This is a genomic window from Actinoplanes awajinensis subsp. mycoplanecinus, assembly GCF_001509495.1.
Classification (GTDB): Bacteria; Actinomycetota; Actinomycetes; order Mycobacteriales; family Micromonosporaceae; genus Actinoplanes; species Actinoplanes palleronii.
Map to the genome: position 1 here is coordinate 30,806 of NZ_LLZH01000109.1, position 19,917 is coordinate 50,722.

Genomic DNA, 19,917 nt, shown 5'->3' on the forward strand with positions numbered 1-19,917 from the left:
AGCGCCGGCCTCGCGGCCGGCGCTCCTTCGTCGTTCACCGGTTTTGCCCTTCACCGGACCTCAGGGGTGCAGGATCACCACACCGCGGGGTTCCAGCGTGCCGTCCGCACCGAGGTCGATCGGCTCGGCAGTCCGGTTGATCAGGAACCGGTGCTCGCCACGGCGGGCCAGCTCGACCCGTCCGCGCAGCTCCGGCGCCAGCTCACTGGTCACTCCGGCGCCGTCCAGCAGCGCGGGCAGCGCCACGGTCAGCCCGTCCCGGCCGAGCCGGGTCGAGACGTACGCCGCGGATCCGGCGCCCACCGCGCGCCGGGTGATCGCCGCACGTTCGGCCTGCTCACCGGTCTTGTACCGAGCCAGCACCCGCACCGCCGGATCGGTCACGTCGATCCGGTCGGTCCAGAGCGTGCCGGTCGTGCCGTCGTCCAGCTCGGCGACCTCGCCGTCGAGCAGCGGGCCGAACTCCTCGATCCGGATGCCGAGCAGGTCACGCAGCGCACCCGGATGCCCGCCGAGCCAGATCTGGTCGTTCTCGTCCACGATCCCGGAGAAGTACGTGGTGACCAGATGCCCGTGCCCGGCATAGGCGGTGAGCCGCTCGGCGAGCGCGCCGGGCACCACGTGCAGGACCGGCGCGATCACCATCCGGTAGGTGTCCCAGGCGCCGCCGACCGGCACCACGTCGGCCCGGATGCCCAGGTTGAGCAGCGCGGTGTACCAGTCCAGCGCCTCCTGGCGGTAGCGCAGCCGGTCGGTCGGGTGCGAGTCGTGCTCGGCGACCCACCACGACTCCCAGTCGAAGAGGATCGCCACGTCGGCCGGCACCCGGGCGCTCCCCGCGAGTGCCCCGAGATCACCGAGCCGGCCGCCGAGCGCGGCCACGTCCCGGAACAGGTCGCTGTCCTCGCCGGCGTGCGGCAGCATCGCCGAGTGGTACTTCTCCGCGCCGGCCTTCGACTGCCGCCACTGGAAGAAGCAGACCGCGTCCGCGCCGTGCGCCACGTGGGTGAGCGCGTCCCGGTGCAGCTCACCGGGCTTCTTCGCCACGTTGATCGGCTGCCAGTTGACCGCGCTGGTGGAGTGCTCCATCAGGAACCACGGCTGACCGCCGGCGATGTTGCCGGTCAGGTTGGCCGAGAACGACAGCTCGTCGCGGGCCTGCGGGCCGGGCAGCACGTAGTGGTCGTTGGAGACGAAGTCCACCTCGGACGCCCAGTCCGCGTAGTTCATCGTCTTCATCTCGCCCATCACCATGAAGTTCGTGGTGACCGGGACGTCCGGGCTGAGCTCGCGCAGCAGGTCACGCTCGGCGATCAGGTGATCCTTGAGCGCGTCCGAGGAGAACCGCTTGAAGTCGAGCTGCTGGGTCGGGTTGGGGTGGGTCGCCGCCTGCCGGGGCGGGATGATCTGGTCCCAGTCGGAGTAGCGCTGTGACCAGAAGTCGGTGCCCCACGCCTCGTTCAGCCCGTCCAGCGTGACGTACCGGTCCCGCAGCCAGGTGCGGAACGCGGTCGCCGCGTCGTCCGAGTAGTCGTAGACGTTGTGGCAGCCCAGCTCGTTGTTGACGTGCCAGGCGACCACGGCCGGGTGCTTGCCGTACCGGGTGGCCAGGGCGCGGACCAGGCGCAGCGCGTGCGCCCGGAACACCGGCGAGGTGGGCCGCCAGTGCTGGCGGCCGCCCGGCCAGATCGTGTTGCCGTGCTTGTCGACCGGCAGGATCTCCGGGTGCCGGGCGGTCAGCCACGGCGGCGGGGAGGCGGTGGCGGTGGCCAGGTCGACCGCGATGCCACCGGCGTGCAGCAGCTCGATCACCTCGTCCAGCCAGCCGAAGTCGTACACCTCGGGCCGTGGCTGGATCCGGGCCCAGGAGAAGATCGCCAGCGAGACGATGGTGACTCCGGCGGCCTGCATCGCCCGGACGTCCTCGGCCCACACCTCGCGGGGCCACTGCTCGGGGTTGTAATCGGCGCCGTACTCGATCCGGGGTGCCCCGGCGCGGCGGAGCCAGCGCCGGGGCGTCGTGTCGTCGATGGTCATTTAATCGTGAAGCCCTGTTCCTGGCCGTACTTGGTGGACGCTTCCTGCCAGGCCTTCAGGCCGTCCTGCAGGGTGCTGCCGCCGGTGTAGGCCTTGCCGACGGAGTCGTTGAAGACGCTGTTCGCGTAGACCTGGAACGGCAGGTAGCTCCAGCCGGTCGCGACCTGGGTGGCCGCCGCGGACAGCACCTCGTTGGCCTTCTGGCCGCCCAGGTACGGGAACTCCTTGTTCTTGAAGGCGTCCGCGGTGAGCTGCGCGGTGGTGGCCGGGAACGCGCCCTCGTCGGTGCGGATCTGCGCGCCGTCGCCGACCGTGGCGTACTTCAGGAAGCCGTAGGCGAGGGTCTTCGCCTGGCTCGCCTCGGTGACCGCCAGCGAGCTGCCGCCGTTCTCCGCGGTCACCTTCTCGCCGGCCGCCCACTGCGGCATCGGCGCGACGCGCCACTTGCCGGCCGCGGCCTTCACACCGGACTCCAGGTTCGGCGGCATCCAGGCGCCGATCACCAGGCTGGCGATGGTGCCGTCACCGAGACCCTTGTACCAGGCGTCGCTCCAGCCCGGGGTCGGCGCGAGCAGCTTCTTGTCGACCAGCCCCTGCCACAGGCCGGTCCACTTCTTGGTGCCCTCGTCGTCGAAGTTGACCGTGACATCGGTGCCCTCGACCTTGTACGGCCGGCCGCCGGCCTGCCAGATCATGCTGGTGGTGAAGCCCGCGTCACCGCTGTCGCTGGTGATGTACGACTTCGGGTTCGCCGTGTGCAGCTTCTCGGCCGCGGTGGCGTACTCCTCCCAGGTGGTCGGGACGGCGATCTTGTACTTGTCGAAGACCTCCTTGTTGTAGAAGAGCGCCATCGGGCCGGAGTCCATCGGCAGGCCGTAGATCTTCTCGCCGGAGTGCACCGAGGTCCACGGGCCCGGGGAGAACGTGCCGTCCAGCGCCTTGGCGCCGTACGCGCTCAGGTCGGTGACCGCCTTGGAGAGCGAGAACTGCGGCAGCGCGAAGTACTCGATCTGCGCCAGGTCCGGCACCCCGGTGCCCGCCTTGACCGCGTTCTGCAGCGCGGTGTACTGGTCGTTGCCGGAACCGGCGTTGACCAGGTTCACCTTGACCTTGGGGTACTTGGTCTGGAACTGGGCGACGACCTTGGTGAGGGTGGGCTCCCAGGCCCACACCGTCAGGTTGCCACCGGCCTGCAGCGCCGCCTCGACATCGGCGTCGGAGACCGTGGTCGCCGCGGGTGCCTCGTCGGTGCTGTCGTCGGAGGATCCGCAACCAGCGGCGAGGAGGGTTATCGACATGGCGGCGCCGAGGAGCGCGCGCCGGCGGGTCATTCTCATGCGCATCTCTTTCTTGCTCGGTGGGGGGTTACTGCTTGACGCTGCCCGCGGCCAGACCCGACTGCCAGTAACGCTGGAGCAGCAGGAAGGCCGCGATGAGCGGGATGACGGCGAGCAGGGATCCGGTGATCACCAGGTTGAAGACGACGTCGCCGCCGACCGTCTGGGACTGCTGGTTCCAGGTGTAGATGCCCAGCGTGATCGGGTACAGGTGGCGGTCCTTCAGCATGATCAGTGGCAGGAACAGGTTGTTCCAGGTCATGACCACGTTGAAGAGCAGAGCCGTGACGGTGCCGGGTGCCAGCAGCGGCAGGGCCAGTTTGAAGAAGATGCGGAACTCGCCGGCCCCGTCGACCCGGGCCGACTCGAGGATCTCGTTCGGCACCGCCTCGTTGGAGAACGTCCACATCAGATAGAGGCTGAACGGGGCCATCAGCGTCGGGATGATCACGGCCCACGGGCTGTCGGTGATGCCCATCTTCGCGAACAGCAGGAAGGTCGGCACGGCCAGCGCGGTCGGCGGCACCGCCACCGCGCCGAGGATCACCGCGAAGACCGCCCGGCGGCCGCGGAAGGCGAACTTCGACAGGCCGTACCCGGCGAGCGTGGACAGCAGCGTCGCTCCGCCGGCGCCGGCCACCACGTAGAAGACCGTGTTGAGCAGCCAGCGCGGGTAGATGCCGTCCTGGTAGGTGAAGACCCGGCCGATGTTGTCGAAGAGCGCGAAGTCGTCGGCGAACCACAGCCCGAACGAGTCGAGCAGCCCCTCCTGGGTCTTGGTCGCGCTGATCAGCAGCCAGGCCAGCGGCAACAGGGTGTAGGCGACCATCAGCGCGGTCACCACGGTGAGCGTCTTGTTCCTCGGCTGCGCCTGACGGCGCTTCTTCGGCAGAGGTTGGCGGCGCGCCGCCGGGCGGATCGTGGGTGCGGCGACCATCAACCGGCCTTTCGTACGGCACGGGCCTGCACGAGGTAGGCGACGAGCATCGTGATCAACCCCATCACCACCGCGACCGTGGCCGAGTAGTTGTACTGCTGGCCACCGAAGGACAGCTGCCAGGCGTAGTAGTTCGGGGCGAAGTAGGTGAGGATCGCGTTCGGCGCGATGGTCTTGAGCACCACCGGCTCGGTGAACATCTGGAAGCTGCCGATGATGGAGAACATCGTGGTGATCAGGAGCGGCCCGCGCAGGGCGGGCAGCTTGATCGCCCGGATGATCCGCCACTGCCCGGCGCCGTCGATGGCCGCCGCCTCGTAGAGCGAGGTGTCCACGACGCGCAGCGCCGAGTACAGGATCAGCATGTTGTAGCCGACGAACTCCCAGGTCACGATGTTGCCGATGGAGGCGAGCACCAGGTCCGGGGCGAGCGGGTCGGGCAGGTGCACGCCGAAGTAGTCGTTGATGTTGCCGACCAGGCCGAACCGGTCGCCGTAGATGAAGCCCCACATCAGGGTGGCCACGACGGCGGGCACCGCGTAGGGCAGGAAGATCGAGATGCGGAAGAACGCCGCACCGTAGAGCCGCCCGCTGTCGATGGCCAGTGCGATCAGCAGGGCCAGCAGCAACATGATCGGCACCTGGACGACCATGAAGAGCGAGACCCGGCCGACCGCCGACCAGAACTGCGGGTCGTGCAGCGCCTTGGTGTAGTTCTCCGCGCCGACGAAGCTGGTGCCGCCGATCAGCCGGGTGCGGTACAGGCTGAGGTAGACCGAGTAGACGATCGGTGCGAGGAAGACCAGCGCGAACACCGCCAGGAACGGGGCTACGAACTGCCAGCCGATCCAGGTACGACGTGTCACTGTGCCTCCTTTACGTTCGAAGTCGTTGGGGGATGTTTACGTAAACATGTTTGGCAACGATCGGAAATGTTTACGCAAACATGTGTGCGGTATCGTGACACGGGTCACCAGGCCGGTCAAGGAGTTCACCATCGAAACGCAGCGCCTCCGCGGGGGATCGGACGTGCCCGGCGGTCGCCGGAAACAACGGGTCTCGATGGCCGACGTCGCCAAGCTGGCCGGGGTCTCCTCACAGACCGTGTCCCGGGTCGCCAACGGGCAGGCCGGCGTCGTCGAGTCCACCCGTGAGCAGGTCCTGGCCGCCATGCGTGAGCTGGGCTATCGGCCGAACAGCGCGGCCCGCTCGCTGCGCTACGGCCGCTTCAACACCCTAGGCGTGATCCTCTTCGGGCTCAGCTCGACCGGAAACAGCCGCACCGTCGAGGCGATCGCGACACAGGCCGCCACCGCGGGGTACGCGACCACCCTGATCCCGGTCGGCGCGCCCACCCAGGACAACGTCCTCGGCGCGTTCACCAGGATGGGCGAACTCGCCGTCGACGGCGTCATCGTGATCATCGAGATCCACCTGCTGGACGCGACCTCGGTCGCGCTGCCGCCCGGCGTGCACGCGGTGGTGGTCGACTCGGACGCCGGCGAGCGGTACCCGGTCGTCGACACCGACCAGGCCGACGGCGCCCGGCAGGCCGTCCGGCACCTGCTCGAGCTCGGCCACCCGACGGTGTGGCACCTGGCCGGTCCCGCCGAGTCCTACGCGTCCGAACGCCGCGCGCTGGCCTGGCGGACCGTGCTGGAGGAGGCCGGCCGCCCGGTCCCGGCGATCACGCGCGGTGACTGGTCGGCGGAGAGCGGCTATCGCGCCGGGCTCACCCTGCCGGCCGACTGCACCGCGGTTTTCGTGGCCAACGACCAGATGGCGCTGGGGGTGTTGCGGGCGCTGCACGAGCGCGGACGGCGGGTGCCGGAGGACGTCAGCGTGGTCGGTTTCGACGACATCGCCGACGCGTCGTCCTATCTACCGCCGCTGACCACCGTGCATCAGGACTTCGCCGAGGTGGGACGGCGCTGCGTGCAGGCGCTGCTGGACCAGATCGCCTCGGGCCCGGCCGCCCCCGGCACCGACCTGGTCCGCACCCACCTGGTCATCCGCAACAGCACCGCCCCCCACCACAGCGCGTGACGTTGCGGCGCACACCGCGAGCCCAGGCAGCGTGTGAAGTTGCGGTGCGCTCCGCACCCAAAAACCCCACGCACGCCGTGCGCACGGGCAGCGTGTGAAGTTACGGTGCGCTCCGCACCCAAACTTCACACGCACACCGCGAGCACGCACACCGCGAGCACGCACACCGCGAGCACGCACACCGCGAGCACGCGCCGCCGAACCGGGCAGCGCGGTGGATGGGGTGTCCGCTACCCGACGGTATCCGGGACGGGGATGCGTCAGGGTGGCCTGAAAGAGAAGAGGGGGAACGATGACCAGCAAACTGGACAGCGGTGCTCTGCTCGACAAGGCCCGGGCCGCGACCGACAACGCCGTGGTGGGCCGGGTGTTCGGTGAGCCGGTGGAGCGGGACGGGATCATCCTGCTGCCGGTGGCCAAGGTGAGCGCGGGGGCCGGGAGTGGCTCCGGCTCCGGCAAGGCCCCGGCCGGCGAGAAGACCGCCGCCGAGGGTGAGGGCGAGGGTTCCGGCGGTGGCTACGGGTTGTCCGCCAAGCCGGCCGGCGTCTTCATCCTGAAGGAGGGTGACGTCCACTGGAAGCCGGCGGTGGACATCAACAAGATCGTGCTGGGTGGGCAGGTGGTCGCGATCGTGGCGCTGCTGGTGGCCCGCTCGGTCCTGCGCGGGCACCGGCGGCGCCGCCGCTGAGCCGCTCCCGGCTGGTGCTCAGGGGTCCTTCCGCGCGGTCGAGACACCCCTGAGGACCAGCCGGGGCGCTGGGCCGCGTCGCGGTCCGGGGTGGCAGCGGTCTCGCGGCGGCCTCACGGGCGGCGCCGTGGCTCGTAGCCTACGGACGGGTGCTCCGAATTCGTACCATATGGGGTTGATGGTGTGCGGCCGTGAGTCACGACGATCCGGCGCAGGATGGAGGCGGTAGAAACTTTTCGGAGAAAGTCGGGAACGCCGGTGCACAGGAGCGACTCGGGACGCGTCGATTCAGGTGTGACCTTCGAGCAGTTCGCGATGGCCCGCCTGCCCAGCCTGCTGCGGTACGCGGTCGTACTTACCGGCGACCGTCATCTCGCACAGGATGTCGTGCAGGAGGTGCTGGCCCGTGCGCACGTCCGGTGGAAGCGGATCAGGGACGCGGATTCACCCGAGGCGTACGTCCGGCGGATGGTGCTCAACGAGTACCTCAGCTGGCGGCGCTCCTGGGCGGTGCGCAACCTGCATCTGGCCGGAGAACGTCTGGCCGAGATCGACGACGCCCGCGGCGGGGTGCACGACCACGCCGACCGGGTCGTCGAGTCCGACGCCATCTGGAACCGCCTGGCCAAGCTCGGCCGCAAGCAGCGGGCCGTGCTCGTGCTGCGCTACTACGAGCAGCTCGACGACGAGTCCATCGGCGATCTGCTCAACTGCTCCCCGGCGACGGTGCGCAGTCAGGCCTCGAAGGCACTACGAACGCTCCGTCTCTCGTCGGAGCGGGAAATGATGATGGTTTCTGCCGAGGAGAAGTCGTGACCAACCACGGTGACCGGCTGCGCGAAGCATTCGAGTCCCACGAGAACCAGACCCCCGACCCGGCCGCGGTGTACGCCAAGGTCGTCGAGCTCTCCACCAAGCACAAGTGGCGTCGCCGGGGCGCCTCCGTGGCCGGTGGCGCCGCACTGGGCGCCGGCCTGATCGCCGCGGTGGTGAACCTGCCCGCGATCCTTCCGGGCAGCCCCGACGCGGGCACCGGCTCGGCCGGCTCGCCGTTCGTGGCGGCCGCACAGGCGTCGCCGAGTGTGACGCCGAGCGTGGACCCGGAGGCCGCGTACGCCGCGTACTTCAAGGCCGGCTACGACTACGACGACGCGTTCAAGCTCGCGAAGCTGTGGAACATGCCGACCAGCGACATCGCCGCGATCAAGGGCGAGGCCGGGCGACGGCTGCTGGCCGGCGAGACCCTGCCGTTCCAGCACGTCCCCGCTCCCGATGTGACCACCCCGCCCTCGGTGATCAAGTTCTTCGAGGCCGGGTACAACTACAACGACGCGGTCAAGCTCGCCAAACTGTGGAAGCTCAAGTCCCCGTACGACGCCAAGGTCGCGGGCGGCAAGCGGCTGCTGGCCGGTCAGACCCTGCCGATCAAGCCGGATCCGAAGGCCGCCGAGCAGGCACAGGAGGGCGCCCGGGTGGACGCGTTCCTCAACGCCGGGTACGACTACGAAGACGCCGTCAAGCTGGCGAAGCTGTGGAAGCTGAAGACCCCGTACGACGCCAAGATCGCGGGCGGCAAGCGGCTCCTCGCGGGTCAGACGCTGCCGATCAAGCCGTGACCTCGAGGTTGCGCCGGCGCACCGGCTTCGAAATCGAGCTGATGGCCCCCGCCAGGGTCAGCCGGCGCACCCTCGCCACGGACCTGGCCGGACGCTGCGGGGGCAGCGTCCGGCCGGTGTGGCACTCCGACAGCGAACCGTCGCTGGTCCCCGGACTGGGCCGGTTCCTGCACCTGACCCAGGGTTTCGAGGTGCGCCGCCCGGACGGCTCGCTGCTCTGCACCCTCGTCGACGACATCACGCTGATGGCCGGGCTCGACCCGAAGGCGCCGCCGCAGCCGGGCTGGTTCCGGGTGCTCACCGACGACGGCCGGCTGCTGCGGCTGCTGGCCCGGCACAGCGACCCGGCCGGCACCATCGGCACCGTGCTGACCGAGCCGGCCCAGCTGTGGGGCAGCCGGGTTCAGCAGCACGGCGACGTGTACCGGCTGAACGACGCCGGTGACGTGACGATCGCCCTGGCCGCGCCGATGGGCGGGGAACGCGAACGACCGTGCGAGATCATCACCCCGCCGCTGACCACCGGCCACGAAGAACGGCTGGAAGAGCTGCTCGGGCCGGCGCGCGAGCTGGGGTTCACCGTCCCGTACGAGGCGGCCGTGCACCTGCACGTGGACGGCGGGCCGTTCCGGGCACCCCACGCGCTGGCCAACCTGGTGCGGCTGTTCTCCTACCAGCGCGAGTCGTTGCGGGCGGTGCTGCGCACCAACCCGGCCTGCCGGCGACTGGCCCCGCTGCCGGAACCGCTGGTCACCGCGGTCAAGGGCACCCCGACCTACGCCGAGCTGCGCACCGCCGCGGCCGAGGGCGAGCTGACCAAGTACTTCGACGTGAACCTGACCCAGCTGCTCACCGACACCCCGATCCGGGACACCGTGGAGATCCGGATCCTGCCCGGTGCGATCGAGGCGGGGCCGATCATCGACCAGGCCGCGCTCGTCGAGCTGCTGCTGGACCGGTGCACGTACCCGGAGCCGATCCCGGACGGCGACGACGTGGAGACGCTGCTGGAGCTGGCCGCCGAGGCCCTGGCCGGCCGGGACTGACCTAGCGGACCAGCTCGGCGAGGGCGGTCGCGGTCGGCTCGTCCTCGGGCAGGAACGCTTCCAGGCGCAGTTCGGCGACGGTGACGTCGGTGGCCGTACCGAAATGGGTCAGTGTGGTGATCAACCGCAACTCGCGGTCGCCGGCCCGCAGGCGCAGCGGCACCGCGAAGCCGAGATGTCCCGGCGGGAGCTGTCGCGGGCGCGGGGGCGCATAACCGTCGAGTTCCGCGGCCAGGCTCCGGAGCCGGTCGTCCGGGTTGCGCAGGCTCTCCGCCCGCACCCGGTCGATCACGTGCCGGGCCCACTCCCCCAGGTTGACGATGCGCGGCGCGAGACCGCGCGGGTGCAGCAGGACCCGGGGCACGCTGACCGGCGGGGTGAGCAACGCCGGATCGACACCGCGGGTGAGCATGGCGAAACCGGCGTTCGCGGAGACCAGGTCGCCGTGCCGGTCGACGACCACGGCCGGATACGGCAGGTGACCCTGCAGGATCCGGTCGAGGGCGATGCGCACCGGTGCGAGCCGCTGGTCGTCCAGGCCGCTCTCCGGGTACGCCGGCGCGAACCCGGCCGCCAGCAGCAGGTCGTTGCGGTCCCGGATCGGCACGTCGAGGGACTCGGCCAGCCTGATGATCATCTCGCGGCCCGGTGCCGAGCGCCCGCTCTCGATGAAGCTGACGTGCCGCTGGGTGGTGCCGGCCCGGGTGGCCAGCTCGAGTTGGCTGACCCGCCGCCGGGTGCGCCAGGTCCGCATCGCGTCGTTCACCGATTGCACCGCTCCTGTGTACCGGCTGCGGCGCGGCCGCGCGATTCCCGGCGGGGAATTGCCGGGCCGCACCCGCGTCAGAAGAGTTGCCGCCATGGCTGACAACGACCTGAAGACCTTGACCGACCGGTACGTGACGGTGTGGAACGAGCCCGACCCGGAGCGCCGGCGCACCGCCGTCCGTGAGCTCTGGTCCTCCGGCGCGACCCACGTGCTCAACGCGCCGCAGGAGATGCGGGCGGCCGCCGCCGCGCTCGGCTTCGACCGGCTGGTCCTGGACGCGACCGGGCACGACGCGCTGGAGGTCCGGGTGGCCCGCGCCTACCAGGAGTTCGTGGCGCCGGGGACGTTCGTGTTCCGGGCGGTGGGCGACGCCGACCGGATCCGGGACGTGGTCAAGTTCCGCTGGCAGATGGTGCCCCGCGACGGCGGCGAGCCGGTGGCCACCGGTCTGGAGGTGCTGCTGCTCGCGCCGGACGGCCGGATCAGCCACGACTACCAGTTCATCGAGGGCTGAGTTATCCGGTGGCGGCCCGGGTGGCCGGCGTGCCAGCATCGGGGCCATGACGACGACCGTGAAGGACGATGGGGCGTAAGCCGCCCGCTCCCCGGGCGCACCGGGGTGAGACCGTGGCGATCGACGGGTTGAGCGCGGCCACCATCCGCGAGATCCGCTCCATAGAGCGTTCCCACGTGGGCGCGGGCGCCGTCGGGCGTGCCGTGGCCGGATGGCGCCGGGCGGTGCACCAACCGCGGGCCCGGCTCCTGACGAGCGCCGCCGCCGGCTGCCCCTGCTGCGACGACCTGGACGACCGGGACGTGCTGGACCAGACGCTCCTCCGGCTCACCGGCCGGACCCGGCGGGAGCTGGCGGCCGTGGTCGATCCGCTGGACGAGGTCTTTCTGAGCCGGACCCATCACGACCCGGCGACGCCACCCGAGTGGCCCTGGTGGCGCCGCCGGATCTGACCTCAGGAGACCGTCGGCCAGCCGGTCGAGCTCCAGGTCAGCCGGTTGATGCCGAGCTTGGCGTCACCCGCGGCGGTGTAGTAGTGGTACACCAGCACGTCACCGTCACCGTCCGCGAAGACCGACGGGTGGCCGGGGCCGTAGATGGTGTCGTGCGAGGCCAGGATCTCGGTGCCGCCGCCCGCCGTGGTCAGCGTGCCGGCCCGGTCCTTGTACGGCCCGGTCACCGACGTCGACCGGGCCACCGTGGTCCGGTACGTGCTCGACGCGCCCTTGCAGCACAGGTCGAACGCCATGAACAGGTAGTAGTACCCGCCGCGGTGGTAGACGTACGGCGCCTCGACCGACTTGCTGTTCACGAAGCGCTCGGCGAGGTTGACCAGCGTGGTGTCGGCCCGCTTGCCGGTCGACGGGTTCAGCTTGACCATCTTGAGGCCGGTCCAGAACGAGCCGAGGCTCAGGTACCACTCGCCGGCCGGGGTGACCGTCAGGTTCGGGTCGATCGCGTTCCAGCCGCTGGTCGCGGTCGACTCGAGGATCTTGCCGTAGTTCGTCCAGGTCCCGGCCGCGCCGGTGGTGGAACCGGCCAGGAAGATCGCCGACTTGCTGGAGCCGAACGTGGAGGCGGCGTAGTACATCAGGTACTTGCCGTTGTGGTACGAGATGTCCGGCGCCCACAGGGTCGCGCTGCCACCGGTGTACGCGTCGGCCCACGCCGTGCCGTTCGGGAACGCCTTGCCCGCGTCGGTGAACTTCGTGCGGTCGCTCGAGGTCTTCAGTGTGATGCCGTCACCGGTCGCGGCCAGCAGGTACCCGCCGGCCGGCGTCTTCACGATCGTCGGGTCGTGCGCTCCGGTCGAGCCGGTGACCGCGCCGGGGTTCGGGTAGGTCGCGGCGTTCGCGGTGGTCAGGCCGTAGACGCTGGCGGACACGGCCACCACGCCGGTGACACCGGCGAGCAGCCACTTACGGAACCGGGAAGTCATAGGGGGATGAGCCTTCCGAGGATGGGGATGTACCCGGAAGGTGTCCCGGCGGGCGGGAAAGGTTGCCCGCCGAGACTGAAACGCTGGACCGAGAAAGATCAGATCAGATCGGTGAGCCAGTCCCGGCTCGCGGTCGCCACCCGCGGCGGCACCCCCAGCTCGGTGAGCAGCTCGGCGGCGGCGGCCATCTCCTCGCGGCGGCGCACCGCGTGCTTCTTCGAGCCGTCCACCAGCCGGTCCAGCGTCGCCGCGTCCGCCTTGATCAGCTCGGCGGCGATGTTGCCGCGCAGCCACTCCTCGAGCCCGGCCGCCTTCGCCGCTTCCAGGGCCTCGACCACGGCCGCGGCCATGCCCTTGTAGAACACGCTGCGCAGCAGCTTGCGGGTGGCCGCGGTGCCGACCGGCCCGTCCAGCACCACCACGTCGGCGCCGAGACCGCCGAGGGTCGCGGCGAGCTGTCCGGCGGCGGGTCCCGCCATGGTCATCGGAGTGCGAAGACCATTTCCCGGTACGGGGGACATCAGCGCCACGTCCACCACCTCGACGGCGCCGGCCGCCTCGGCGCGCAGCAGCTCCTTGAGCCCCGGCGTCGCGGTGTTGAGATCGGCCCAGACGGTGCCGGGCGCACACGCCGGCAGCGAGGCGCGCAACGCGTCGAGCGCGTCGGCCGCGCTGTTCACGCTGAGCACGACGTCCGCGCCGGTGCACGCCTCGGCGTCGCTGCCGGTCACCACGACACCCGCCGGCGGCGCCTGCCGGGGGTCGTACCCGCGCACGGTGGCACCCGCGGCGACCAGGTCGGCCGCGATCAGGCCACCGGCCTCACCCAGCCCCAGGACAGCAATGATCATGAAAGCGCTCCGTTGCTTCAGGCCTGCACCGACTCTAAGGTGGATCGCGTCGATTGTTAACAATCATATTGGCGGACGTTGGGGAGCGTAATGACCGATTCCACCCTGGTACTCACCGCACACGTCGGTGACTTCGTCTGGCGCGCCGCGGGCGCGATCGCCCTGGCCAACTCCCGGGGCCAGCGCGTGGTGATCGGCTGCATGAGCTTCGGCGAGCGCGGCGAGTCGGCCTCGCTGTGGCGCAAGGGGTACACCCTCGACCAGGTCAAGGCGCACCGGCGCGAGGAGGCCGAGCAGGCCGCCAAGGTGCTCGGCGCCGAGGTCCGGTTCTTCGACGCGAACGACTACCCGCTGGTCGAGACGCCCGCGCTGCTGCAGGGCCTGATCGACCTGTACCGCGAGGTGCAGCCGTCGGTGGTGCTGACCCACGCGCCGGCCGACCCGTACAACGGCGACCACGCGTTCGCGCACCAGATCGCGCTCAAGGCCCGGGTGCTGGCCCAGGCGCCGGGCGTCGAGGGGCCCGGCGAGGTGATCGGCGCGCCGCCGGTGTTCTGTTTCGAGCCGCACCAGCCGGAGCAGTGCGGCTTCGTGCCGGACGTGCTGCTGGACGTCAGCGAGGTGTGGGAGCGCAAGCGCGAGGCCATGGAGATCCTGGCCGCGCAGAAGCACCTGCACGCGTACTACACCGAGCTCGGCGCCCGCCGCGGCCTGCAGGCGGCCCGCAACTCCGGTCCGAACCTGGGGCTGCCGAACGAGACCCGGGCCGAGGCGTACATGCGGATCTACCCGCAGGTCACCCGGGAGCTGTCGTGAGCCGCCACGTCGTGGTCCAGAGCATCGAGCGGGTCGCCGCCGACGTCCTGAAGGGGCTCGCCGACGAGGGCGCGTCCACGGTGCACGAGGCGGACGGGCGGCGCGGGGCGTTCACCCCGGAGCTGCGCCCGATCCAGTCCGGCGCGCGGATCGCCGGCTCGGCGGTGACCGTCTCCTGCCACCCCGGCGACAACCTGATGATCCACGCGGCGGTGGAGACGGTCCGCCCCGGTGACGTCGTGGTCGTCACGACCACGTCGCCGTCCACCGACGGCATGCTGGGTGACCTGCTGGCCACGTCGCTGCGGGCGCACGGCGCGGTCGGCGTGATCCTGGACGCCGGGGTGCGCGACGCCGCCGAGCTGCGCGAGATGGGCTTCCCGGTGTGGGCGCGGGCGATCAGTCCGCAGGGCACGGTCAAGGCCAGTCCCGGCTCGGTGAACGTCCCGGTGGTCCTCTGCGGACAGGTGGTCGAGCCGGGCGACGCGATCGTGGCCGACGACGACGGCATCGTGGTGATCCCGTTTTCCAGAGCTGAGGCCGTTGTGAAGAAAGCCCAGGCCAGGACCGCGAACGAGGCGGCGAAGCGCGAGCGGCTGGCCGCCGGCGAGCTGGGCGTGGACATGTACCAGCTGCGGCCGCTGCTCGAGCAGCTGGGCGTGGAGTACCGATGACCACCCCGGTTCCGGTCCTGATCATGCGCGGCGGGACGTCCAAGGGCGCGTACTTCCGTCAGGAGGACCTGCCCGCCGACGAGGCCGAGCGGGATCGGCTGCTGCTGGCGATCATGGGCTCGCCCGACCCCCGGCAGATCGACGGGATCGGCGGCGGGCACCCACTGACCAGCAAGGTCGCCGTGATCAGCCGCTCCGCGACGGACGACGCCGACGTCGACTACCTGTTCCTGCAGGTCCAGGTGGACTCACCGATCGTCAGCGCGGAACAGCCGTGCGGCAACATCTTGGCCGGGGTGGGTCCGTTCGCGATCGAACGCGGCCTGGTCACCGTTCACGACCACACCACGAGGGTACGAGTCCGCATGGTCAACACCGGCGCCCTCGCCGTCGTCACCGTGCCCACCCCGGACGGCCGGGTCGAGTACTCCGGCGACACCGCGCTCAGCGGCGTCCCGGGCACGGCCGCCCGGATCGAGGTCGAGTTCCGGGACACCGCCGGCTCGGTCGCACCCGGCCTGCTGCCCACCGGCCGGGTCCGCGACGACCTGGACGGCGTACCGGCCACGCTGATCGACAACGGCATGCCGGTGGTGCTGATCAACGCCGGTGACCTGGGCGTCTCCGGCTACGAGACCCCGGCCCAGCTGGAGGCGGACAACCGCCTGCGCCGGCGGGTCGAGGAGCTGCGGCTGATCGCCGGGAAGCTGATGGGCCTCGGTGACGTCAGCGCCGCCACAGTCCCGAAGATGTGCCTGCTCGCCGACCCGGCCCACGGCGGCACGCTGAGCACCCGGATGTTCATCCCGCACCGGGTGCACGCGTCGATCGGGGTGCTCGCGGCGGTCAGCGTCGGCACCGCCGCGGCCATCCCGGACACCGTCGCGTACATCGAGGACGCACCGGCGACCATCCGCCTGGAACACCCCACCGGCTTCTACGACGTGATCATCGACGTCGACACGGCCGAGGACGAGATCACGGTCGGCCGCTCGGCGATCGTGAGCACCGCGCGCCTGCTCCTCGACGGACAGGTCTACCCCCGGGAGGACATCCACCATGGCTGAACGCCTTCGCGACATCGCGCACGTCTCCGCGGTCGAGCTCTTCTCCCCGGTGCTGGAGGAGACCGTCCGGTTCTTCACCGACCAGATGGCCATGGAGGTGGTCGACCGGCGCGGCGACAGCGTCTACCTGCACACCTGGGACGACTACGAGCGGTTCTCGGTCAAGGTGACCGGCGCGGCGACCTCCGGGATCGGGCGGACCTGGCTGCGGGCGCGCAGCCCGGAGGCCCTGGAGCGGCGGGTCGCCGCGATCGAACGGGCCGGGCTCGGCGAGGGGTGGAGCAAGGACGAGCCGGCGTACGGGCCGGTCTTCCACTTCACCGACCCGGACGGCCACCAGCTCGGCGTCTACTGGGAGACCCAGCGGTACGTCGCCTCGGACGAGACCCGGCCGTCGCTGAAGAACCAGGCCGCCAGGTTCCCCGGCCGCGGCTCCAACGTGCGCCGCCTCGACCACATCAACTTCCTGGCCCGGGACGTGCCGCAGGCCGAGACGTTCGTCAGCGACGCGCTCAGCGGGCGGCCGAGCGAGCAGATCGTGCTGGACGACGGCACCAAGGCCGCGATCTGGTACACGTTCAGCGACAAGTCCTACGACGTGGTCTACACCCGGGACTGGACCGGCTCCGAGGGGCGGCTGCACCACATCGCGTTCGCCACCGACACCCGCGAGGACATCCTGCGGGCCGCGGACGTGTTCCTGGAGGCCGGGATCCACATCGAGACCGGGCCGCACAAGCACGCCATCCAGCAGACCTTCTTCCTGTACGTCTACGAGCCGGGCGGGAACCGGATCGAGCTGTGCAACGCCGGCGCGCGGCTGCTGCTCGCCCCGGACCACGAGGTGGTCACCTGGACCGAGGCGGAGCGGGCCAAGGGACAGGCGTGGGGTCTCAAGACCATCCAGACGTTCCACACACATGGGACGCCGCCGGTGGCCGAGGCGGAGTGGGCCTGATCGTACGTACGGAAAAGACGGCCCGGCGCACCGCGCGCCGGGCCGTCGTCGTCGATTGTCAATAATCTTGATAGCCATCTTGTTAATAACATGTATCGAGACTTATCTTTTGACTCACGTCGATGACGGGAGATCGGATATGTCCTTCGTCAAAACGATCACCGCGGTGCTGCTGCTGGTCGCGGCCACGCTCCTGATGCCCGGTGACGCCCGGGCCACCGCCGCGCCCGGCGGGCTCGCCAACCTCGAAGCCGTCCTGCCGGTGATGTCCTGCGCGGACCTCACCACGGTCGAGCTGAGCGGCGTCACCATCACCTCCGCCGTGGTGACCAGTGCGAACGCTCCCGCCCCCTACTGCGCGGTGACCGGGACCATCGCGCCGGCGAACACCGTCGTGATGCGGCTGCCGACCCAGGGCTGGACCCAGCGGTACCTGCAGACCGGGTGCGGCGGGCTGTGCGGCAGCGCGACGATCAACTACACCCAGGCTGCGGGCTGCCGGCCGGTCGCCGACGCGACGATCGCCAGCGCCACCACCGACATGGGCCACCAGGGCAAGAACGACGGCTCCTGGGCGGCCGGCAACATCGTCGTGCAGAACACGTTCCACCACGCGTGGAACGTGCTGGCCAACAAGGACGCGAACGGGCAGTACATCCTGCTGGCCGACAAGCTGCCGCTGATCCACGCGGCGGTGATCCGGGCGTGTGACCGGCTCGACGGGGTGGCCGACGGGATCCTCGACGACCCGCGCGACTGCCGGTTCGACCCGGGCACGCTGGTCTGCCCGGACACCGCGACCTGCCTGACCCGGGCGCAGGCGGCCGTGGTGCGCAAGCTGCACGACGGGGCGACCGACGCGGACGGGCGGCGCCTCGAACAGGAGATCTCCCACGAGTGGGGCTCCGAGCTGGACTGGACGTTGTTCGTACCGGCAAAGCAGGGTGACGTGACGTTCAGCGAGAACATCGCGCTGTCGTTCCTGCGCTATCTCGCCTACCGCAACGTCGCCGACCCGGACTACCAGCTCACCGACCTGAAGTTCACCCTGGCGTCGTTCCGCGAGACGGTACGCACCTCGGACTACCTCTCGGCCACCGACCCGGATCTGAGCCGGTTCCGCCGCGGCGGCGGCAAGCTGGTCCTCTGGCACGGCTGGTCCGACCAGCACATCTCCCCGCAGGCGACGCTCAACTACTACGACACGATGCGCCGGACGATGGGCGGCCGGACCGTGGACGCCTTCGCCCGGCTCTACCTGTTCCCGGGCATGGCGCACTGCGGCGGCGGGCTCGGCCCGAACACGTTCGACGTGCTCACCCCGGTGATGGCCTGGGTGGAGACCGGCACCCGGCCGGGGTCGATCGTGGCCACCCCGGCGACCACGTCCCGGGCGGTCGCGCCGTTCGTGGAGCGGGGCGCACCGGCTGCCGGCTACGACTGGGCCGGCGCGGCCCTCTACACCCACGGTTACCAGAAGACCTGCCGCGTGGTGAACGGCAAGCTGGTCTGTAGCTAGACAGTCAAGAACTCCACCAGCGCCGGGACGAACCCCGGGTCGCGCAGCGCCGACATGTGGTCCCCGGGCACGGTACGCAGCACCGCGCCCGGGATCGCCCCGGCCAGCACCTCCGGCCGGACCGCCAGGGGATCCGCGGCGCCGGCCAGCACCAGGGTCGGTGCCTTGATCGTCTCCAGCGGGATCCCGGCCACGTGCACCGCGGCCGCCTGCGCCGCCAGGGCCAGCCGGTCCCCGCCGACCGCCTCGACGAACGCCCGGAAGCCGGCCGCCGCCGGGTCGGTGATCGACGACGGGTCGTCGGTACGCAGCGCGTGCAGCAGCCGGTCCCCGCCGACCACCCGGGTGTCCAGGCCACCGACCTCGACCACGCCGGCGCCCACCCCGCCGACCACCAGGCGCCGGACCCGGGTGTCACGGGTCGCGGTCAGCAGCGCGACGATGGCGCCCATCGAATAGCCGGCCAGGTCCACCTCGGTGATGCCGAGCAGGTCGAGCAGCGCGATCACGTCGCTGGACATCCTGGCCTCGCCGTACCGTGAAGGGTCGTGGGGTTTGCCGGAGCGGCCGTGGCCGCGCGCGTCGATCGCGACCACCCGCCGCCCGGCGCCGGTCAACGCGGCCACCACGCCGGGCAGTACCCAGTTGGTCCGCCCGTCGGCGATGAAACCGTGGTGCAGCAGCACGGGCGGCAGCGCGGACTCGTTCTCCCACACCTGGTAGAAGATCTCCACACCGTCGTCGGCTCGGAACGTCGTCATGCAAAGATCATGCACTAGGGGTGCTGATTGTTGCCGGGGCACCCGCCGACCGCTCCATCAGCTTGCCCACCACGGTGGCCTGCAGGCGGCGGCTGACCAGGCGGTTGGCGAACGTCATGGTCCGGTTCGCCGCGCCGGTCACCACGCTGGGCGGCGGGTTGCGCCGGTCGAGGGCCCGCAGCGCCCGGTCGACGACCTGGTCGGCGCGCATCCGCCGGTTGCCGCCGTCGGCCGCCTGCCCGGCCACCTCGAAGAACTCGGTCTCGGTCGGGCCCGGGGAGACGGCCAGCACGCGCAGGCCGGTGCCGCGCGACTCGTACCAGAGCGCCTCGGTGAAGCTGAGCACAAACGCCTTGGTCGCGCCGTAGACCGCCATCCGCGGGTTCGACTGGTACGCCACGATGCTGGCCAGGTTGATCAGGAAGCCGTCACCGGCCCGCAGCCGGTCGATGAAGGCCCGGGTGATGCCGACCAGGCTCGTCACGTTCAGCGCGATCTCGGCGTCGACCCGGGCCGGGTCCTCCTCGTGGAACAGCGCGTTGGTGCCGAAGCCGGCGTTGTTGATCAGGCTGGTCACGGTCACCCCGCGCTCGGCGACGGCCGCGCTGAGCCGCTCGCCGGCGCCCGGTGCCGCGAGGTCCATCGCGATCGTGGTGACCGTGACACCCGGCAGCTCCGCGGCGAGCCGCTCCAGGCGGTCGGCGCGGCGGGCGACCAGCACCAGGTCGGCGCCACGCGCGGCGAGCCGGCGGGCGAACTCGGCGCCCAGCCCGGCGCTGGCCCCGGTGATCAGGACGGTCTGTGCTCGGTAATCGATAGCGCTCATGGTGTGCATGCTATGCC

21 protein-coding genes are annotated in these 19,917 nt (G+C 70.7%); 12 read left to right on the forward strand and 9 right to left on the reverse strand.

The features are described from left to right. Positions 1-60 precede the first annotated feature (60 nt). Genes ADL15_RS14620 through ADL15_RS14635 form a run of 4 tightly spaced genes read right to left on the reverse strand, consistent with a single transcriptional unit; the run spans position 61 to position 5,177 of the window. Positions 61-2,037 (reverse strand): beta-galactosidase, encoded by a 1,977-nt coding sequence (locus tag ADL15_RS14620; RefSeq protein ID WP_067689952.1) that lies wholly within the window; start codon positions 2,035-2,037, stop codon positions 61-63. Further along, positions 2,034-3,374: an ABC transporter substrate-binding protein gene (locus ADL15_RS14625; RefSeq protein ID WP_067689955.1), complete on the reverse strand. Its 1,341-nt coding sequence runs from the start codon at positions 3,372-3,374 to the stop codon at positions 2,034-2,036. Before ADL15_RS14625 ends, ADL15_RS14620 begins: the two co-directional genes overlap by 4 nt. A 28-nt stretch (positions 3,375-3,402) precedes the next feature. Continuing rightward, positions 3,403-4,311, reverse strand: a complete 909-nt coding sequence (locus ADL15_RS14630; RefSeq protein WP_067689961.1) for a carbohydrate ABC transporter permease — start codon at positions 4,309-4,311, stop codon at positions 3,403-3,405. Beyond that, the gene (locus tag ADL15_RS14635; protein ID WP_067689964.1) at positions 4,311-5,177 is read right to left on the reverse strand and encodes a carbohydrate ABC transporter permease; all 867 of its coding nucleotides are present in this window, start codon (positions 5,175-5,177) and stop codon (positions 4,311-4,313) included. The genes ADL15_RS14630 and ADL15_RS14635 overlap by 1 nt, the downstream gene beginning before the upstream one ends. Before the next feature lie 94 nt (positions 5,178-5,271). On the opposite strand from ADL15_RS14635, the gene ADL15_RS14640 reads away from it, so the two are divergent. The 5 genes from ADL15_RS14640 (at position 5,272) to ADL15_RS14660 (ending at position 9,707) form a co-directional block, all read left to right on the forward strand. Beyond that, positions 5,272-6,357 (forward strand): LacI family DNA-binding transcriptional regulator, encoded by a 1,086-nt coding sequence (locus ADL15_RS14640; RefSeq protein ID WP_232344096.1) that lies wholly within the window; start codon positions 5,272-5,274, stop codon positions 6,355-6,357. Positions 6,358-6,649: 292 nt separating this feature from the next. Beyond that, a complete protein-coding gene (locus ADL15_RS14645; protein WP_083971254.1) occupies positions 6,650-7,045 on the forward strand; it encodes a spore germination protein GerW family protein in 396 nt (131 codons plus the stop codon). Between the two features lie 294 nt (positions 7,046-7,339). Next, positions 7,340-7,861: a SigE family RNA polymerase sigma factor gene (locus ADL15_RS14650; RefSeq protein WP_067689968.1), complete on the forward strand. Its 522-nt coding sequence runs from the start codon at positions 7,340-7,342 to the stop codon at positions 7,859-7,861. Continuing rightward, entirely contained in the window at positions 7,858-8,661 is an 804-nt protein-coding gene (locus ADL15_RS14655) for a hypothetical protein (protein ID WP_067689970.1), read from the forward strand. The genes ADL15_RS14650 and ADL15_RS14655 overlap by 4 nt, the downstream gene beginning before the upstream one ends. Continuing rightward, a complete protein-coding gene (locus ADL15_RS14660) occupies positions 8,658-9,707 on the forward strand; it encodes an amidoligase family protein (protein WP_067689973.1) in 1,050 nt (349 codons plus the stop codon). The genes ADL15_RS14655 and ADL15_RS14660 overlap by 4 nt, the downstream gene beginning before the upstream one ends. A 1-nt stretch (position 9,708) precedes the next feature. Here the strand turns inward: ADL15_RS14660 and ADL15_RS14665 are convergent, their stop codons facing one another. Continuing rightward, complete coding sequence (locus ADL15_RS14665; protein ID WP_067690229.1) at positions 9,709-10,461, reverse strand: helix-turn-helix domain-containing protein; 753 nt, start codon at positions 10,459-10,461, stop codon at positions 9,709-9,711. A gap of 106 nt (positions 10,462-10,567) precedes the next feature. Here ADL15_RS14665 and ADL15_RS14670 point away from each other — a divergent pair, with 106 nt between their 5' ends. Then, positions 10,568-10,990, forward strand: a complete 423-nt coding sequence (locus tag ADL15_RS14670) for a hypothetical protein (protein ID WP_067689976.1) — start codon at positions 10,568-10,570, stop codon at positions 10,988-10,990. A 68-nt stretch (positions 10,991-11,058) separates the two neighbouring features. After that, the gene (locus ADL15_RS14675) at positions 11,059-11,442 is read left to right on the forward strand and encodes a hypothetical protein (RefSeq protein ID WP_157441367.1); all 384 of its coding nucleotides are present in this window, start codon (positions 11,059-11,061) and stop codon (positions 11,440-11,442) included. 2 nt (positions 11,443-11,444) lie between these two features. On the opposite strand, the gene ADL15_RS14680 is transcribed toward ADL15_RS14675, so the two are convergent. Both ADL15_RS14680 and ADL15_RS14685 read right to left on the reverse strand, forming a co-directional pair. Continuing rightward, positions 11,445-12,428: an arabinan endo-1,5-alpha-L-arabinosidase gene (locus tag ADL15_RS14680; RefSeq protein WP_067689984.1), complete on the reverse strand. Its 984-nt coding sequence runs from the start codon at positions 12,426-12,428 to the stop codon at positions 11,445-11,447. A 98-nt stretch (positions 12,429-12,526) separates the two neighbouring features. Beyond that, positions 12,527-13,279, reverse strand: coding sequence for an NAD(P)-dependent oxidoreductase (locus tag ADL15_RS14685; RefSeq protein ID WP_067689987.1), 753 nt, complete (start codon positions 13,277-13,279; stop codon positions 12,527-12,529). A 90-nt stretch (positions 13,280-13,369) separates the two neighbouring features. Between ADL15_RS14685 and ADL15_RS14690 the strand changes: the two genes are divergently transcribed. The 5 genes from ADL15_RS14690 to ADL15_RS14710 all read left to right on the forward strand — a co-directional run bounded on the left by ADL15_RS14690 (position 13,370) and on the right by ADL15_RS14710 (position 18,313). Further along, positions 13,370-14,095: a PIG-L deacetylase family protein gene (locus ADL15_RS14690; protein WP_067689990.1), complete on the forward strand. Its 726-nt coding sequence runs from the start codon at positions 13,370-13,372 to the stop codon at positions 14,093-14,095. Then, complete coding sequence (locus tag ADL15_RS14695) at positions 14,092-14,769, forward strand: 4-carboxy-4-hydroxy-2-oxoadipate aldolase/oxaloacetate decarboxylase (RefSeq protein ID WP_067689993.1); 678 nt, start codon at positions 14,092-14,094, stop codon at positions 14,767-14,769. Before ADL15_RS14690 ends, ADL15_RS14695 begins: the two co-directional genes overlap by 4 nt. Further along, positions 14,766-15,836, forward strand: a complete 1,071-nt coding sequence (locus ADL15_RS14700) for a 4-oxalomesaconate tautomerase (RefSeq protein WP_067689996.1) — start codon at positions 14,766-14,768, stop codon at positions 15,834-15,836. Before ADL15_RS14695 ends, ADL15_RS14700 begins: the two co-directional genes overlap by 4 nt. Further along, complete coding sequence (locus ADL15_RS14705) at positions 15,829-16,794, forward strand: VOC family protein (RefSeq protein WP_067689999.1); 966 nt, start codon at positions 15,829-15,831, stop codon at positions 16,792-16,794. The genes ADL15_RS14700 and ADL15_RS14705 overlap by 8 nt, the downstream gene beginning before the upstream one ends. Positions 16,795-16,933: 139 nt before the next feature. After that, entirely contained in the window at positions 16,934-18,313 is a 1,380-nt protein-coding gene (locus tag ADL15_RS14710) for a tannase/feruloyl esterase family alpha/beta hydrolase (protein WP_067690003.1), read from the forward strand. Here ADL15_RS14710 and ADL15_RS14715 read toward each other — a convergent pair. Both ADL15_RS14715 and ADL15_RS14720 read right to left on the reverse strand, forming a co-directional pair. Then, entirely contained in the window at positions 18,310-19,074 is a 765-nt protein-coding gene (locus tag ADL15_RS14715) for an alpha/beta fold hydrolase (RefSeq protein ID WP_067690007.1), read from the reverse strand. The two genes, ADL15_RS14710 and ADL15_RS14715, sit on opposite strands and share 4 nt — an antisense overlap. A gap of 7 nt (positions 19,075-19,081) precedes the next feature. Continuing rightward, positions 19,082-19,900, reverse strand: coding sequence for an SDR family NAD(P)-dependent oxidoreductase (locus tag ADL15_RS14720; protein ID WP_067690232.1), 819 nt, complete (start codon positions 19,898-19,900; stop codon positions 19,082-19,084). Positions 19,901-19,917: the final 17 nt, after the last annotated feature.

Excerpts from the sequence above, each read along its gene's own strand:
- ADL15_RS14620 (WP_067689952.1), bottom strand. The coding sequence starts at position 2,037 with ATGACCATCGACGACACGACGCCCCGGCGCTGGCTCCGCCGCGCCGGG.
- ADL15_RS14625 (WP_067689955.1), bottom strand. The coding sequence starts at position 3,374 with ATGAGAATGACCCGCCGGCGCGCGCTCCTCGGCGCCGCCATGTCGATA.
- ADL15_RS14630 (WP_067689961.1), bottom strand. The coding sequence starts at position 4,311 with ATGGTCGCCGCACCCACGATCCGCCCGGCGGCGCGCCGCCAACCTCTG.
- ADL15_RS14645 (WP_083971254.1), top strand. The coding sequence starts at position 6,650 with ATGACCAGCAAACTGGACAGCGGTGCTCTGCTCGACAAGGCCCGGGCC.
- ADL15_RS14665 (WP_067690229.1), bottom strand. The coding sequence starts at position 10,461 with ATGCGGACCTGGCGCACCCGGCGGCGGGTCAGCCAACTCGAGCTGGCC.
- ADL15_RS14670 (WP_067689976.1), top strand. The coding sequence starts at position 10,568 with ATGGCTGACAACGACCTGAAGACCTTGACCGACCGGTACGTGACGGTG.
- ADL15_RS14675 (WP_157441367.1), top strand. The coding sequence starts at position 11,059 with ATGGGGCGTAAGCCGCCCGCTCCCCGGGCGCACCGGGGTGAGACCGTG.
- ADL15_RS14680 (WP_067689984.1), bottom strand. The coding sequence starts at position 12,428 with ATGACTTCCCGGTTCCGTAAGTGGCTGCTCGCCGGTGTCACCGGCGTG.
- ADL15_RS14685 (WP_067689987.1), bottom strand. The coding sequence starts at position 13,279 with ATGATCATTGCTGTCCTGGGGCTGGGTGAGGCCGGTGGCCTGATCGCG.
- ADL15_RS14690 (WP_067689990.1), top strand. The coding sequence starts at position 13,370 with ATGACCGATTCCACCCTGGTACTCACCGCACACGTCGGTGACTTCGTC.
- ADL15_RS14700 (WP_067689996.1), top strand. The coding sequence starts at position 14,766 with ATGACCACCCCGGTTCCGGTCCTGATCATGCGCGGCGGGACGTCCAAG.
- ADL15_RS14705 (WP_067689999.1), top strand. The coding sequence starts at position 15,829 with ATGGCTGAACGCCTTCGCGACATCGCGCACGTCTCCGCGGTCGAGCTC.
- ADL15_RS14710 (WP_067690003.1), top strand. The coding sequence starts at position 16,934 with ATGTCCTTCGTCAAAACGATCACCGCGGTGCTGCTGCTGGTCGCGGCC.
- ADL15_RS14715 (WP_067690007.1), bottom strand. The coding sequence starts at position 19,074 with ATGACGACGTTCCGAGCCGACGACGGTGTGGAGATCTTCTACCAGGTG.
- ADL15_RS14720 (WP_067690232.1), bottom strand. The coding sequence starts at position 19,900 with ATGAGCGCTATCGATTACCGAGCACAGACCGTCCTGATCACCGGGGCC.